Raw genomic sequence first — 14901 nt, forward strand, 5'->3', positions numbered from 1 at the left:
CAGTTTTTTGCCCACAACAGGAATGGTGCTATGGCAGAACATCCAAAGTGGAGCCACCGCCAAGGCCAGTGTGGTGCAGGTGGGTGCCGCAGGCAGCAAGGGCGGTGCAGGCCGCGATGAATTCCGGAGTGATCACTTCGCCCGGTGCCAGCAGCGGAACGCCCGGCGGATATGCCCAGACATACTCCGCCGAGGTGCGGCCAACGGCATGTTGCAGTGCCAACGCGGTGTGCGGGGCAAAAAGCGCCTGTGCGATGGAACAGGCGGCTGGGCCGGGGGTGGGCAGCACCTGCGCCGAGGCGGGCAGGGGAGCGTTCTGCGCCGCCGCAGCATCGATCACCAACAGGGCAGCGGCAAAACGGTCAAGGGCGGTTTCTTCATCGCAGGGGGAGGTCATGGCCAGCACGTTGGCACCACAGGACATCTCGGTTTCAAACTGCCAGTCCCGGCGCAGCAGTTCCGCCAGGGCGGGGCCGGTCAGCCCGGCAGCAGCACCGTTGACGAGGATCTTGCCGGAATCGTGGGCAAAAAAGCCGGGGTGGGCAGAAACATCATCCATCCCATGGCAGAGCACGCGCAGGCGGCGCAGTGGGCGCACAGCGCCGCTGAACCGCTGCAAGCGGGCACGCCAGGCGGCAAACCAGGCATCGCCGTGTTCGGCCAGCAGGCCGGTGCAGCCGTCCAGGCTGGCCATTAACGGATAGGAGGGGGAACTGGTTTCAAACACATCCAGCTGGCGTTCCAGCTCCTGCGGCGGAATGAAAGAACTGTTCCAGTGCAGCAGGGCGGTTTGGGTCAAGCTGGGCAGTGTCTTGTGCGGGCTTTGAATGATGACATCCGCCCCGGCAGCAATGGCACCGCCCTGCCAGCCGTGGGCGGCGGCCAGTGGCAGATAGTGCGCGCCGTGGGCTTCGTCCACGATCAGGGGAACGTTGGCGGCGTGGCACAAAGCGGCAATGGCGGCAAGATCACTCAAAACACCCTCATAGGTGGGGCTGGTAAGGATGACCGCAGCGGCATCCGGGCAGGCGCGCAGGGCATCCGCTACCATGGCGGGGGTGATGCTGCCGTAAATGCCGAACGCCGGGTCCACGGGGGGCACCAGCCAGTGTGCCGTTAAGCGGTTGAGCTCAATGGCGTGGTAAACGGATTTGTGGCAGTTGCGTGCGCAGATGACGGCGGTGCGGCCGGAACTGACGACAGCGGCCCGGATGGCGGCCAGAATGCCGCAGGTGGAGCCGTTGACCAGATACCAGGTTCGCTTTGCCCCCCACAGGGCGGCGGTGCGGGCCATGGCATCGGCCAAAATGCCGTCTGCATCGTGCAGGTCATCTACGCCGGGAACTTCGGTCATATCCCACCCGGCGGGCAGGCCCGGTGCCGGCACCACCCGCCGCTTGTGCCCCGGCATGTGCAAGGGGTAAAGCCCGGAGGAAGCATAGGATTGGAGTTGAGATTGGAGAAGATGGTTCATAAGTTAGGAGGTAGGAGTTAGGAGTTGAAGGACGGAATTTTTGGAAGCGGCAATAATTAGGGCAATACCGCATAATTCTAAGTGCCGATACGGCGAGCGAGGTGCGGCGGATGCTAAGCCAAAAGCGCAGATAATACTGGATGCTGCAAAGGTGAGCGCCGCCAGTGGCGGAAACAGCGAACCGAAGCAGGGGCAGCGGTCGCAGAGTGCGAGGGGCTTTTGCCCCCGAAGCACGATGCGGGTACCGCAACCCGACATTATCGAGCATTTTGGCAACGCAGATGCCGTGCCACAGCTGCCGGAGCGGTGCTTAAGCCGCAAGGCGGGAATTGTGCGGTGTTGCCTTAGAAGTGAGGAAACGGAGAGAGTATAAGAGTGTTATGATTTTAATACGCGGCGCAAGCCGCACCATAAACTTCTAACGCCTCCCTCCTGACTTCCAATTAACCAAGTTCTACTTGGGCTTTGCTTCCGCATTTGGTCTTTTGGACCAGGATTTGTTTGGGGATGCGGTCCTGGAGGGTTTCGACGTGGCTGATGATGCCGACCAGCTTATCGGAACCGGCAAGGGCAGTCAGGGTGTCGATGGCTTTTTGCAGGGCGTCGGCGTCCAGCGTGCCAAAGCCTTCGTCCACAAACAGGGTATCCACGCTGATGCCGCCGGCACTTTCCTGGATGGTATCGCTGATGCCAAGAGCCAGGCTGAGCGCCGCCAAAAAGCTTTCGCCGCCGGAAAGGGAACCGACCGGGCGGGTCTTACCGGTGTAGGCATCGAACACATCCAGCTCCAGTGCGGTCTTGGCGGCAATATCGGCGCTCTGGCGGCGGCGCAGGGTATACTGGCTGCCCGTCATGCGGGTAAAACGACGGTTTGCGGCGGCGACCACGCCGTCAAAATAAAAGCTCTGCACATACTGTTCAAAGGGCAGCTTTTGCTTTTGGGTCAGATTGCCGTTGATGGTCTTGCTCAGGTTATCCAGCATGGCGGCGTTGGCGCGGGCAGATTCTGCGGCGGTGATGGCTTTTTTTAGGTTGGTCAGGGCATCGCGGTTGGTATCCAGCCGGTGCAGGGCGGCCTGGTTTTGGTCGCGCAGGTTTTTGCGCTTAGCTTGCAGTGCAGTAAGGGCCTGCTGCTGGGCGGCAGGGTCCGGGCGGCTGGCGGTATCCCCGGCCTGTTCGGCCAGGGTTTGGGCGGCGCTTTGGGCCGCGGCAAGTTCTTTGGAAAAAGCATCGCGGCTTTTGGCGGCGGCATCCAGTGCGGCTTGCAGGGTGCGGCGCTGTTTTTGGGTCTCGGCGCGGGCGGCGGCCATAGCGGCGGCATCTGGCCAGGGCAGGTTTTTCTGCCCCTCGGCAAGGCGGGTCTGGGCTTCCGCGGCAGCTTTTTCGGCGTTGGCCTGTGCGGTGCGGGCCTGCTCCACAGCGTTTGCCTGGTCGGGGCGCTGGGCTTGCAGCTGGGCTTTTTGGCGGGTCAGCTTTTCCAGATCTTTTTTGCGGGATTCAGCATTTGCCATGCGGTCATGCACTTCGGCAAGGCCGCGGCGCAGGCTGTCATGTTGGGCCTGCAGGACGGTTTGCAGCTCGTCCGGGGTCAGGGTATCGGCCTGCGGCCCGGTATAATGCTGGCGGCGGTGCGCCAGAAAGGCGGCGGTACGCGCATACAGGGTATCCCGCTGGGTTTGGGCTGCGGCTTTGGCTTCCCCGGCTGCGGTGGAGGCTTTGGAAGCTTCCGCCGCAGCGCTCGCCGCTGCCTGCGCAGCTTTGTTGCAGGCGGCTTCGGTGACATGGCTGGGGGCGGGGGCTGCCGGTGCTGGGTGGTGCAGAGCACCGCACACCGGGCAGGGGGTGCCATCCACCAGATCTTGCGCCAGAATCCCGGCGCGGGCGGCATTCAGGGCGCGCTGCATCTCGGCGCTGGAATGCTGGGCGGCATCGGCCTGCTGCTGCTTTTGCCGGTATTCATCGGCAGTGCGCTGCCAGTTGGCTTGCGCGGTGTGCAGGCGGGGGATATCGTCCAACAGGGCTTGGCAGTCCTGCTGCTGGCTTTGGGCCAGCTCAATGGTTTTGCGGCAGCTTTCCAGCTCGGCGTTCGGTTCGCCGCAGGCCGTGATCTGCGGTTCCAGCTGGGCTAAGGCAGTATCGGTACTGCTTAGAGTTTTCTGGTCTTTTTCCAGCGCCGCGGCGGCCTGCTCGGCCTGGGCGCGGGCGGTTTTGGCGCTGGCTGCGGCGGTGCCCAACTCTTGATAGCGCGGCTCCCACTCCGCAAAGCGCTGCAGCTTGGCATCCAGCTCGGCAAGCTCCGGGCGGCGGGCTTCAGTCTTGTCCCACTCCGCATTCAAAGCGGGGGCCTGGGCAGTCAGCTCGGCGGCTTTGGCCTGGGCTTCATCCAGACTGCTCAGCAGTTTGGCACGGTTTTGAGCGGCTTCCACCGCGGCGGACTGCGCTTCAATGCGGGCATCAAGGGTATCCAGCTGTTGGGATTGCTCCGCCGTCAGGGCGGTGTCCGCTTCAATCATCTCAGCGGCCCAGTCCAGCGCGGCGGGGGCACGGTAGGGGTCACGGCTGTCCTGCGCATCGGCAAGTTCGCCGGTGTGGGGGCTGCCGGGGGCAGGCTGTAAAGCGGCCAGCAGCTGCACAACGGTGTGGTTGGCAAACTCGGCCTGGCGCAGAGCTTCCCCAGCTTTGGTGCGGGCGGCACTGCCAAGGCGCTGGTAGCTGGCGGTATCAAACACGCGGCGCAGAATTTCGGCTCGGTCGGCGCTGGAAGCGTTGAGCAGGCGGGCAAAATCATTCTGCGCGATCATCGAGATTTGGGCAAACTGGCGGGCGTCAATGCCCAGCAGGGCTGTCACCGCTGCAGTCACGGCTTTGGTACCGGTCACGGGAGCGTCCGGCTCCTGCGTTAAGGCGGCAGAGCCGGGAACTGTGGTCACGCCCTCGCCCCGGCGCTTGGCGCGGGTCTGCTCCGGGGTGCGGTTGACGGTATAAGTACGGCCGCGGTGGGTGAACTCCAGCTCCACAAAGGTGGTATCAGTGGGGATGGCATAGTCGCTGCGCAGCATGTCCGGTTCGCGGTAAGCACCGGTGGTTTCGCCGTACAGGGCAAAGGTGATAGCGTCAAACAGCGCAGTTTTGCCCGCGCCGGTATCGCCGCTGATCAGAAAGAGGCCGCTGGAACCAAAGCCGGTCAAATCCAGTGTGCAGGTTCCGGCATAAGGGCCAAAGGCGCAAAGGGTCAGGCGTACAGGTTTCATAGTCCGGCCTCCTGGCGCAGCTGGGCCAGAGCTGCGGTTTCTTCGGGGGTAAGGGTGCGGCCGTGCATCTTTTCAAAAAAGCGGGCGAACAGCTCGTCAAAGCTCATGGTGCGCAGCTGGGCGGCCTGCTGGATGGCATCGCTGCCGGTATCCAGTGCGCCGCCGGGGGCGTAATCCAGCTTCATGGCGTTGGGGTAAGCGGCACGCAGCACGGCCATGGCGTCCGGGCGGGGAACCGGGTCGGTCAGGGTGGCCCAGATGTAATCTTCGGCATCTGTTACGGTATCGGCGGCGGTCAGCTGGTTCAGCGGGCCGGTGAGGTGGCGCATGGCGTGCAGCGGGCGCAGGGGCAAAAGCTCCGGTTCGGCTCCGTTGGCCCCGATATGAACCAGAACGGCGCTTTTCTGCGCGCCGGACTCATCCAGCGAATAGCACAGCGGGCTGCCCGCGTACCGCACAGTGGGGCAGCCGACCTGCTGCGGGCGGTGAATGTGGCCAAGGGCGGTGTACAGGTAGCCGGTAAAGCGGGCGGCATCCACGGCCTGAACCGTGCCGACGTTGACATCGGCGGCAACGCTCTCACTGCCGGAACAGGTGGGCAGACTGCCGCCGCCCAGCACCATCTGGTGGGCGATCAGGACCCGACGCTCCCCGGCAGTGGGCAGCGGGCCCAGCGCGGCGGCGATGGCGGAATCTTCATCCCGGATATCGGCATCCGGCAGGCAGTGGCGCACGGTGGCGGGGCGGACAAAGGGCAGGAGGTCAAAGGTGAGCTCGCCGAATTCATCCTGCAAGATGACCCGGCGGGGGGCACTGGTGAACTGCCCTGCCAGATAGACCTGTTGGTTGGAAAGCAACCCGGCGGCATAATCCAGCCGCTCGGCGCTGTCATGGTTGCCGGCAATGGCCAGCACCGGGATGTTCCGATGAGCAAGCTCGGTCAAAAACCAGTCCAGCAGCAAAACGGCGGCGGCAGGGGGCAGGGCGGTATCGTAAATATCCCCGGCCAGCGCCACCGCCTGCACATTGTGGGCGGCGCACAGGTCAAGGACCTGCTCTAAGATATAGCGCTGGTCCGGCAGCAGGTCAAAGCCATTGACCCGCTTGCCGAGGTGAAGATCGGCGAGGTGGAGAAGATTCAAAGGTGGCACCCCCTTGAAAGTTAGGAGTTATCTCAATTAGGAGTGAGGAATGAGAAATTAGGAATTGGAGATGAGGATAAGTTTGAAATTTGGGGTGAATGGTAAATTTGTGGGGTAGGGCGGGGTGAACCTGACCAAGCGGGAGCCTGACGTAAATTCTGATTATTTTTAGGCCCTGCGTGGGGAGCCACCCCTCAGTCCGCTGCGCGGACAGCTCCCCTCCAGGGGATCCAAAATATACGGAGGGCTTCTGTATGAATTTGTTGTGGCATCCACCATAAAATCGCGGAACGGTCAAGACCGTTCCCTACAGATTGTTTTATAATGCGCAATCGTCATTTTGTATGCATCCCACCCGTAGGGGCGCACATTGTGCGCCCGTTGCTTTGTGGGGAATAGCGTGGTGGAATATACGGCAAACACTCTATAATTTTTACGTCCGCCAGGATGAACTCCCGCCCTATGCTCGGCCCATGAAAGGTTTTCGCCCAGGCTTTTTTCAAAAAGGCTGGATGGTCAGCGCCAGAGTTTTTCCCAGGTGGTGATATCGAGAGTAACGCCGGGCAGGACTTCCATGGGGACGGTCTCGCTTTTGCGGAAGCGGCACTTTTTGCAGAACCCTTCAGCTTTCAGGTCCTTGGCCCATACCCGTAGATATAGGCGGCTGCGGCCATCGCCTTCGGCCAGTTTTTGGGCATAGGCCACAATGCTGCGGCCAATGCCCTGGCCGCGGGCTTTTTCCAAAAGGAACAGGCGGGACAGGCACATGGCCCCCGTGGGGGTAAGATCCAGCGCAAAATAGCCGAATGGATCGCTGCCCAGATAGATCATGAAATAATTCACAGTTCCGCTGTGGATCTCGTCATCCGTCAGGATATCACTCTGGTACTTTTCCGCCAGGGCGCGGGCTACTTTTGGGGTCAGCTTGGTGTAATGCTGAACAAAAATTTCTTCCGCCAGCTGGCTGATCTGCTCAATATAGCGGGTTTTGGTCACTTGCTTGTAGGTGGGTTTCATGGGGAACCTCCGTAATGTATGGTTATTCAACGGTAACGCTGGCGCGGGCGGGCAGGCAGGCGGCCCAATCGCCCTGTTTGGTCAGTACGCCAAAGGATTCACAGGTGTGGTCCGGGCAGGGGCTTTCCACAAAGCGGATGCCGCCGTTTTCCACAACCAGATGGATGGTGTAATAGCCGGTATCAATATCATAGCGATGGTCGGTGTCCAGCGGGATGCGCAGCTGGGTGCTGTCATCGCCATAGGTCAGCACGGCAACCAGACCGGACCCGGCAGCCGGATGGCCGAAACAGAGCCATAGCACCCCGGCGGCCAGCAGAATGATGATGGCAAACAAAATGTTCAGACGGGCAGATTTTTTCAAGGGGAAAACCTCATTTAATCAGGGTCAAAATTCAAGGTCAGCCGCATGCCGTCAACCCCGGCGGCTGCGGTGGGGAACGCCTGCTGCGCGGCGGCAAGGCCGGGGGCAAGGTCCGTTACGGCGGCGCTGTAATGGGTCAGCCACAGGCGGCACACGTTGGCTTCGGCGGCAAGGACCCCCGTTTCGCGGCAGGTGGAATGGCCGTATAACTTCGCTTTGGGCAGGTCGGCGTCATCGGCATAGGTGGAATCCATCAACAAAAGATCGGCATCCTGTGCAGCGCGGCGCAGCGCAGCGCAGGGGCGGGTGTCGGTCGCATAGACAACTTTCAGCCCGCGGCGCGGCGGGCCGAGAACCTGGGACGGCAGGAAGCCGCCCACCGGCTGGCCGCTTTGCAGGGTGGACCAGTAACGCACGGGGATGCCCGCCGCCTTTGCCCGCTGGGGATCAAACTTGCCCGCCCGCGGCAGGGTGAACGCATATCCGCAGCAGGGTACCCGGTGCTTGAGGGGGAACGCCTGCACGCACCCGGCGGGCACTTCAAACTCGCCTTTGCAGTCCGGCAGTTCTTTCAGCCGTAGTTCGAACGGCAGCGGTCCGGCCACGGCGTAAAAGGTGCGCACCACATCCGTCAAGCCCGGCGGCCCAGCCATGACGAGGGGGGCAGTGCGGCCCTGGGCGGCCATCGTCTGCCAGATGCCGGGCAGGCCGAAAATGTGGTCCCCGTGGTAATGGGTCAGCAGAATGGCGTCCATGCGGAAAATACTGACCCCAGCCCGGCGCGCGGCAGTCTGGGTGCCCTCGCCGCAGTCCAGCAGCAGGTTGGAGCCGCCCACCGTGATGCAGGCAGCCGCCAGGGCGCGCTCCGGCAGGGGCTGTGTGCCGCCGGTGCCAAGCAGAGTGATATCCAGCATGGCAGAACCTCCGATAGACTTAATACGAAATGTATTTCTTACAAGATTTGATAAACAAATCGTATAACTTGTGGGGCGGTGGCTGTAGAAAGCATATACCCCCAACTTATCATACTGCTAACAGTATACCACAACATGCCAAGCGGGAAAACCGGAAAATTTTAAACGGGGGACAGCACAAAATGTTGAAAATTTCACACCTGCCGCGTATTATGATAAGAATGAAGCGAAAGGGGAAGGCGGCCGTAGGGGGCAGAGTGTACCAGCGGAGTGTTTGCCGGTATCACGAAGCAAGATATCTGACAAGGCCCGACATCCGGGACGATGCAAGCATCGTCCCCTACAGATTGCATTTAGGTTCGTATCGAAAATATATGTCGCTCCGAGAGGGAACACTGTTATCTAAGGCAACACCGCACAATTCCCGCCTTGCGGCTTAAGCACCGCTCCGGCAGCTGCGGCACGGCATCTGCGTTGCCAAAATGCTCGATAATGTCGGGTTGCGGTACCCGCATCGTGCTTCGGGGGCAAAAGCCCCTCGCACTCTGCGACCGCTGCCCCTGCTTCGGTTCGCTGTTTCCGCCACTGGCGGCGCTCACCTTTGCAGCATCCAGTATTATCTGCGCTTTTGGCTTGGCATCTGCCGCACCTCGCTCGCCGTATCGGTACTTAGAATTATGCGGTATTGCCCTAAAATTGTACTTCGTGCGATGTTCGTTATTACAGAAAGCTTTTTGGCAGGATAAGGCGCATTTTAAGATGTATGCACCACTGCCGCAGAAAGGAATGGAAACCGGTATGAAAAAGTTCAGGATTTGGATTTTGGCCGCGCTGGCAGCAGCGCTTTGCCTGTTGTGTGGGTGCAGTGCAGAAGATTTTGCCCTGCCGCATGAAGTGCAGCTTGCCGTTGGCCAGCAGTGCGCGCTGGCCGGGGAGCTGCGGTTTACCGGCAGCCTTTCCGATATTACGCCGCAGGACAGGGCAGAGTTTGCCCAAGCTGTGACCGATGCAGTGGTACATATTGCTTCGACTGACCCCAGTGTGGCCGCAGTAGACCAGGACGGCAACGTGACCGCTGTGACCCCCGGCACGGCAACCGTGTTGGTAAGCTGTGTGGACCTGGATTTTTATGCCGAAGTGAACATTAATGTTGTGGAAGCCGCCACGCCGGAAAGCGCAGCCCTCGCGACCCCGGAGACCGCCGCCCAGGCTACCCCCGAAACGGCAACGCCGGAGAGCGCTGCGCCGGCGACCCCGGAAACAGCCACGCCGGAGAGTGCTGAACCCGCAACGCCTGAAACTGCTGCTACTCCAGAGACCGCTACCCCGGAAACGGCTACCCCCGAAAGTGCAGCTCCGGCAACACCGGAAAGCGCCGCCACACCCGAAACAGCAAAAACGGCCACGCCGGAAACTGCGGCCCCGCCCAAAATGCCAAGAGCAACCGAAGCCCCAGCTGCGACCCGGGAAGAAACAACGGTTGCTGACGAAAAAACAAGAGAACCGTTCCGCGAATTTTTGAAGAAAGCAGGCAGCACCGTGGCAAACTTTTTTGGCGGGTTGTTCGATAAGAGCAAGAGCACGGGATGATGCCTGACCGTGAGGATCTGCCCAAAAAGCAAAGAAAAAACGGAAAGATAAACAAAAAGTATTACACTTGCCAAAATTGAAAAAATGTGTTAAAATAACACTATAATTTTATAGCAATATGACAGATGGCAAGTCCACAAAGGAGGCAGTGTCGTTGAAAATCTATGAATCCGCAGAGGATTACCTGGAAAAGATCCTGATGCTGACAGAACGCAACGGGGAAGTCCGCTCCATCGACATCGCTACCGAGATGGGCGTTACCAAGCCGAGCGTGAGCATTGCAATGAAAAATCTGCGTCAGGCCGGTTATATTTCGATGGATGGTGCTGGGTATATTACCCTGGAGCCGCCGGGACTGGAAATTGCCACCCGGATTTATGGCCGCCACAAAAAGCTGACCCGCTTTTTTGTTGCACTGGGTGTGGACCCTGTCGTTGCTTCCCACGATGCTTGCAAGATCGAGCATGACCTGAGCGCAGAAACCTTTGAAAAGCTGGTGGCTTTTGCCGAAAGCCAGCATATGCTGAAGGAATCCTGAGTTTTTTATAAGAATTATGATGCCCCGGACGAGAAACGTTTCTCGTCCGGGGCATTTTTGCTGCAGTGTGCGCGCTGTATGAGATATAGAGCCAAATAAAATACGCCTCGGCAAAAAACTCTGCCGGGGCGGTAATAGAATCATGCGGGATGGCTTCAGCTTTCCGCAACACCAAAGAAGAACTTGTTCAGGCGGTACTTGTTTTCTTCATACAGGCCAATGTGCTTGAACAGATCCTTGTAATAGGTGGTCAGCTCAAACCGAGTGGTCAGCACATCAAAGGGGTTCAGGTGGTGCACGGCGCTGTCTGGGTTTTGCACATAGTTGTAAATGGGGGTGGAAAGCGCATAGAACTGCTGGGCGTAGCGGATAAAGCTTAGATTGAAATACAGGTCCTCGCTGTAGTCCAGTTCCTCATTGCAGCGCACATCGGGGTGCTCACGCACAATGTCGGCGCGGTAGAGCTTGTTCCACATCACGCCGTAATAAAAGCTGGCGGGCTCCTGCATCAGGCCACAGGCAAATGCGTCTTTATTCAGGGGGCCTTCCATCAAAAAGCCGAAAGTCTGCACCCGGTGCTGCGGATCCAGGATGGGATCCAGCACACGCTCCACCACGGTATCCCGCATGGTTTTGGGCAGGCTGACCGGCGGTTCAATGCGGTTGTAGTGGGCAATCACCATATCGGCGTGGCTGGCTTCCGCTTTCTGTACCAGCAGCTCGGTGGCATAGGGCTGGATGAAATCATCCGCATCCACAAACTGAAAGTATTTGCCGTGGGCTTCCTGCATGCCAAGGTTGCGGGTGGCGGAAACTCCGCTGTTGTTTTTGTCGATCACCACAATGCGGCGGTCAATACCGGCATAGCTCTGGCAGACGGCATAGCTGACATCCTTGCTGCCATCGTTGAGCAGAATGATCTCCAAATTCCGGTAGGTCTGGCGGCGGATGCTCTCAATACAGCGGGCAATATGGTCTGCTGCGTTGTAAACAGGAACAATAATGCTGACTAGCGGCTGGCTCTGCGGTTCGGTGGGCATGGCGGGCCTCCTTATATAAAAACGGCTAGGTTGTTGCCTTTAGGCAACACCGCACAATTCCCGCCTTGCGGCTTAAGCACCGCTCCGGCAGCTGCGGCACGGCATCTGCGTTGCCAAAATGCTCGATAAGACTCCAGTATTATCTGCGCTTTTGGCTTGGCATCTGCCGCACCTCGCTCGCCATATCGGCACTTAGAATTATGCGGTATTGCCTTTACTATAACGCAGAACCCGCAATTTTGCAATAACACAAATACCGCAGGCTGTGCCCCGGAACATTTTGGTGTTGCGGTTCGGCCTGCGGTATGGTTTTGCTGGCTTTATTTGTTCTTTAGGACGTCGATTTCGTCCAGCTCCACAGCGGGCACATAGTAAGCAGAAAAGGTGTGCAGCGTCTGGTCGACATCATCGCCGTCGCCCAGGGCAGCGGGGCCTTCATCAATCGTGTATTCCCACATGGGCAGGTAGTAGGCGGCGCTCCCCTGCACATAGGTCAGGCGCAGGTTGGCAAGGTGCTCCGGCTCTGCGGCGGGGTCAACCGCTTCCGCCGTGCAGCTGTCGGTCAAAAACTCTCCGTTGGCCAGCCGCTTGTCAGCCTCGGCGCGGGAAACGCTGGTGTATTCGCCCAGGGGCTCCACGGTGCGGTCCGTTTCATGCAGGCTCAACAGATTGCCGTCGGTATCTACGCTGACCAGCAAGTAATGGAAAGAATCCGCCGCGAACTTGACAAAGAGGGAAGAGGGCTGGCCGTAGATCGTGCTGTCGCCTCCATCCGTCACATCGGTATATTCACCGCCAAGCAGAGAGGTAAAGAGGGAACCGTATTTCTCTTGCAGGTCGGCGGCAATCACACGCTCTTCCGCAAGGGTGGCAAAGGTCTTCACCTCGGCAGAGCTGTTGCAGACTACACTGGTGCGCAGGTCGTTGGAGACGGTGATTGTCAGCCCACCGGGCCAGTCGCTTTCGGGGATGTTCAGCTGCAGCTGTGCGGCATCAGAGAGATAATTCAGCACGGAAGAATCTGCATCCCACCCGTGCTGCTCGGCGGATTTCTTTATATCAGATACTGTTTTGGAGATGGTATCGGCGCTGTCCACGCTGAACGTGGCGGTGTCAGCCAGTGTGGTATCCAGCCCAAGAGCATCCAGCACCGTGCGAAGACGGGCTTTCATGGCATCGGTATTGTCGGCGGCATCCAGCAGGCTGTTGCGGTAGACCGGCAGGCTGGCAGGGAGAACAACATCCGCGGAACTGCCTAAAATTAGACTTTCGCCGAAATACAGCTCATCGGCACTGTGGGCCAGCAGGGAAGAACTGCCGGAAGCGCCGCTGCCAAGCAAAATATCGCTCAGAGCCTGCAAGGGGCTGCTGTCCTGCATCGCGGATTTCAGGGAGGAGGACAACGGGGCATCGGCAACGCTGCCTGCGGCGGCATCTGGTTCACTGCCCTCCATGCTGAATGCGCTGAAGGTATCGGGACTGTTGGATTCCTCATAGGCGGGGGCGCTTTCGTTCAGATCAGCGGTCTCGGCGGCCTGGCTGACCCCGGCGGAACGGTCCTGACTGACCATCGCCGCCCCTAACAGAACAAGACAAAAACAAGCTGCTGCCGGAACAAAATGCCGGAATTGCAACGGAATGGTGTGCTTTACGGGGGTTTTGTTGGCAGATTCAATCAAATCATCATCAATTTGTCCGATCGCGCGGAATAAATCGCGGGAGCTCACAGGCAGACACCTTCTTTCTCTAAGTAGGCTTTCAGTTTGGTGCGCATCCGGTGCAGGGTAACGCGCACCTTGCTTTCACCAATACCGTAGCGCTTGGCAATGTCGGCGGTGGCGTCGCAGTACCAGTACCGCCGAATAAAGATGTTGCGTGCCTGCTCCGGCTGGCTGCGCAGAAATGCGCTGATGGAGCGGGCTGTTTCAGCGCTTTCTACCTCCTGCGCGGTGTGGTCTCCGGCGGGCAGGCAAAATTCCAGCTCTTCCAGCACGGCTTCGGTCTGGCCGCCGCCGCGCTTTTTGGCATTTTGCCGCTCCCGCAGGTCCAGTGCCAGGTTGCGGGTAATGCGCCCCAGGTAGGGTGCAAGCTTGTCCGGCCGGTTTTGCGGCATGCTGTTCCAGGCGGCCATCCAGGTGTCATTTTCGCATTCTTCGGCGTCTTCCTGGCTGCCCAGCAGGTTCATGGCAATCTTGCGGCAATAGGCGCCAAACTTTTGTGCGGTCTGTGCAATGGCCTGCTCGTCCCGTGCCCAGTACAGCGTAACAATGTCGGCATCAGTCATTGCGGCACACCTCGCTTTCCTCTTACTATTTATATAATAGGGGAATCACCCCCAAATGTTACAGGCAGAAAAGTAAAAAACGCACCCCGGCGGGCGGGATGCGGCAAACAATACAAATCAGAGCATATGTTTTTTGTGCAGTACCCAGGCAGCGATCCCACAAATAGCAAGCGTAAGCAAGCAGACAATGACAAATCCATAATCAGAACCGGAAAACGGCATGCCGTCAATGTCCACGTTCATGCCATACAAACCGGAAATAACGGTCGGGACAGCCATCAACAGGGTAACGGAAGTCAGGTATTTCATCGCATTGTTCAGGCGGTTATCCAAAATTGAGCTGAACAGCTCGCGGGTGCCCTTGATATCATCGCGGTAGATGCTGGTCATCTCAATGGCCTGCCGAATCTCAACGATTACATCGTCCAGTAGTTCCATGTCATCAGGGTACTGTTCCAGCCGTTTGTAGCGGGTCAACCGGTCCAAAACCGTGCTGTTGGCACGCAGTGAGGTTGCGAAATATACCAGGGTGGATTCCAACCCATGCAGCTCCATCAAGTCACTATCGCGCAGGGTACCGGTCAGGTTTTTCTCAATTTCCTGGCGGCGGCGGTCGATCAGGCGCAGCTCCTGCTGGTACATCGTGGCGGCGCGGTACAGAATCTGGTACACAAAGCGCATCTTCTTTTTAGTAGAAAAGCCGCGCACCCGGCAGGAAGCGAAATCAGACAATACGGGGGTATCTACGGAGCAAACCGTGGTGATGGTGGTCTGGGTCAACAGAATACCAAGGGGAATGGTGGTGTATACGCCCTCGGCGGCGCCGTCTACCTTTAAGGGGATATCCACAATGATGACGGTATAACCATCTTCCAGACTGATACGCGCGGATTCTTCCGGGTCAAGGGCGGCCTGCACATCAGCGGGCTCAATATCTAAGGTGGCGGCAACCTCGCGGATCTCCTCCTGGCTGGGGGCAGTCAGGCAGATCCATGTGCCTTCCTCAATTTCGTCTGCGCGGGTTAAGCGCCGGTTGACGGTTTCGTATATCGCCAGCATGGAAAGATCACCATCATTTCTTTGTTAAATCACAGATTTTAGTATACTTGCTTTGGACCCAAAGCGCAAGTATGGAAGATAAATGATTTGGGAAAGATGGGGAAGCAGGGGATGGAGAAGGCTATTTGTATTATAGGAAGATGTGGGGGAAAAGGATAAAAAACGGGGACAAAAAGAAAATGAATAGAGAAACCACGTTAAAGCGTCCATATGCACCCTGCCCAAAAA

12 protein-coding genes are annotated in these 14901 nt (G+C 58.7%); 2 read left to right on the top strand and 10 right to left on the bottom strand.

Annotated elements, in window-relative coordinates; all coding sequences use genetic code 11:
* Nucleotides 1-28 precede the first annotated feature (28 nt).
* From PG062_RS14605 to PG062_RS14630, 6 genes are all read right to left on the bottom strand, one after another.
* Nucleotides 29-1411 carry an aminotransferase class I/II-fold pyridoxal phosphate-dependent enzyme gene (locus PG062_RS14605; protein ID WP_270752840.1) on the bottom strand — a complete coding sequence of 461 codons (1383 nt, stop codon included), beginning with the start codon at nucleotides 1409-1411 and terminating at the stop codon, nucleotides 29-31.
* Nucleotides 1412-1917: 506 nt separating this feature from the next.
* Nucleotides 1918-4725: an AAA family ATPase gene (locus PG062_RS14610; RefSeq protein WP_270752841.1), complete on the bottom strand. Its 2808-nt coding sequence runs from the start codon at nucleotides 4723-4725 to the stop codon at nucleotides 1918-1920.
* The gene (locus PG062_RS14615) at nucleotides 4722-5867 is read right to left on the bottom strand and encodes an exonuclease SbcCD subunit D (RefSeq protein ID WP_270752842.1); all 1146 of its coding nucleotides are present in this window, start codon (nucleotides 5865-5867) and stop codon (nucleotides 4722-4724) included. The genes PG062_RS14610 and PG062_RS14615 overlap by 4 nt, the downstream gene beginning before the upstream one ends.
* Nucleotides 5868-6383: 516 nt before the next feature.
* Complete coding sequence (locus PG062_RS14620; RefSeq protein ID WP_270752843.1) at nucleotides 6384-6884, bottom strand: GNAT family N-acetyltransferase; 501 nt, start codon at nucleotides 6882-6884, stop codon at nucleotides 6384-6386.
* A 22-nt stretch (nucleotides 6885-6906) separates the two neighbouring features.
* Entirely contained in the window at nucleotides 6907-7248 is a 342-nt protein-coding gene (locus PG062_RS14625) for a NusG domain II-containing protein (protein WP_114000786.1), read from the bottom strand.
* Nucleotides 7249-7262: 14 nt separating this feature from the next.
* Complete coding sequence (locus PG062_RS14630; RefSeq protein ID WP_270752844.1) at nucleotides 7263-8162, bottom strand: ribonuclease Z; 900 nt, start codon at nucleotides 8160-8162, stop codon at nucleotides 7263-7265.
* 798 nt (nucleotides 8163-8960) lie between these two features.
* On the opposite strand from PG062_RS14630, the gene PG062_RS14635 reads away from it, so the two are divergent.
* Together PG062_RS14635 and PG062_RS14640 are read left to right on the top strand one after the other, a co-directional pair.
* On the top strand, nucleotides 8961-9752 hold the full coding sequence (locus PG062_RS14635; protein ID WP_270752845.1) for an Ig-like domain-containing protein: 792 nt from the start codon (nucleotides 8961-8963) through the stop codon (nucleotides 9750-9752).
* A 154-nt stretch (nucleotides 9753-9906) separates the two neighbouring features.
* Nucleotides 9907-10290: a metal-dependent transcriptional regulator gene (locus tag PG062_RS14640; protein ID WP_114001117.1), complete on the top strand. Its 384-nt coding sequence runs from the start codon at nucleotides 9907-9909 to the stop codon at nucleotides 10288-10290.
* 155 nt (nucleotides 10291-10445) lie between these two features.
* Here PG062_RS14640 and PG062_RS14645 read toward each other — a convergent pair whose 3' ends face one another.
* The 4 genes from PG062_RS14645 to PG062_RS14660 form a co-directional block, all read right to left on the bottom strand.
* Nucleotides 10446-11330 carry a glycosyltransferase family 2 protein gene (locus PG062_RS14645; RefSeq protein WP_270752847.1) on the bottom strand — a complete coding sequence of 295 codons (885 nt, stop codon included), beginning with the start codon at nucleotides 11328-11330 and terminating at the stop codon, nucleotides 10446-10448.
* Between the two features lie 320 nt (nucleotides 11331-11650).
* Nucleotides 11651-12901: a hypothetical protein gene (locus PG062_RS14650; protein WP_270752848.1), complete on the bottom strand. Its 1251-nt coding sequence runs from the start codon at nucleotides 12899-12901 to the stop codon at nucleotides 11651-11653.
* 152 nt (nucleotides 12902-13053) lie between these two features.
* On the bottom strand, nucleotides 13054-13614 hold the full coding sequence (locus PG062_RS14655; protein ID WP_114001120.1) for an RNA polymerase sigma factor: 561 nt from the start codon (nucleotides 13612-13614) through the stop codon (nucleotides 13054-13056).
* A 117-nt stretch (nucleotides 13615-13731) separates the two neighbouring features.
* A complete protein-coding gene (locus PG062_RS14660; RefSeq protein WP_114001121.1) occupies nucleotides 13732-14673 on the bottom strand; it encodes a magnesium transporter CorA family protein in 942 nt (313 codons plus the stop codon).
* Nucleotides 14674-14901 lie beyond the last annotated feature (228 nt).

It is taken from the genome of Gemmiger qucibialis (assembly GCF_027689445.1).
GTDB classification, from domain to species: domain Bacteria; phylum Bacillota; class Clostridia; order Oscillospirales; family Ruminococcaceae; genus Gemmiger; species Gemmiger qucibialis.

Excerpts from the sequence above, each read along its gene's own strand:
- PG062_RS14605 (WP_270752840.1), bottom strand. The coding sequence starts at position 1,411 with ATGCCGGGGCACAAGCGGCGGGTGGTGCCGGCACCGGGCCTGCCCGCC.
- PG062_RS14635 (WP_270752845.1), top strand. The coding sequence starts at position 8,961 with ATGAAAAAGTTCAGGATTTGGATTTTGGCCGCGCTGGCAGCAGCGCTT.
- PG062_RS14660 (WP_114001121.1), bottom strand. The coding sequence starts at position 14,673 with ATGCTGGCGATATACGAAACCGTCAACCGGCGCTTAACCCGCGCAGAC.
- PG062_RS14620 (WP_270752843.1), bottom strand. The coding sequence starts at position 6,884 with ATGAAACCCACCTACAAGCAAGTGACCAAAACCCGCTATATTGAGCAG.
- PG062_RS14655 (WP_114001120.1), bottom strand. The coding sequence starts at position 13,614 with ATGACTGATGCCGACATTGTTACGCTGTACTGGGCACGGGACGAGCAG.
- PG062_RS14630 (WP_270752844.1), bottom strand. The coding sequence starts at position 8,162 with ATGCTGGATATCACTCTGCTTGGCACCGGCGGCACACAGCCCCTGCCG.
- PG062_RS14645 (WP_270752847.1), bottom strand. The coding sequence starts at position 11,330 with ATGCCCACCGAACCGCAGAGCCAGCCGCTAGTCAGCATTATTGTTCCT.
- PG062_RS14650 (WP_270752848.1), bottom strand. The coding sequence starts at position 12,901 with ATGGTCAGTCAGGACCGTTCCGCCGGGGTCAGCCAGGCCGCCGAGACC.
- PG062_RS14610 (WP_270752841.1), bottom strand. The coding sequence starts at position 4,725 with ATGAAACCTGTACGCCTGACCCTTTGCGCCTTTGGCCCTTATGCCGGA.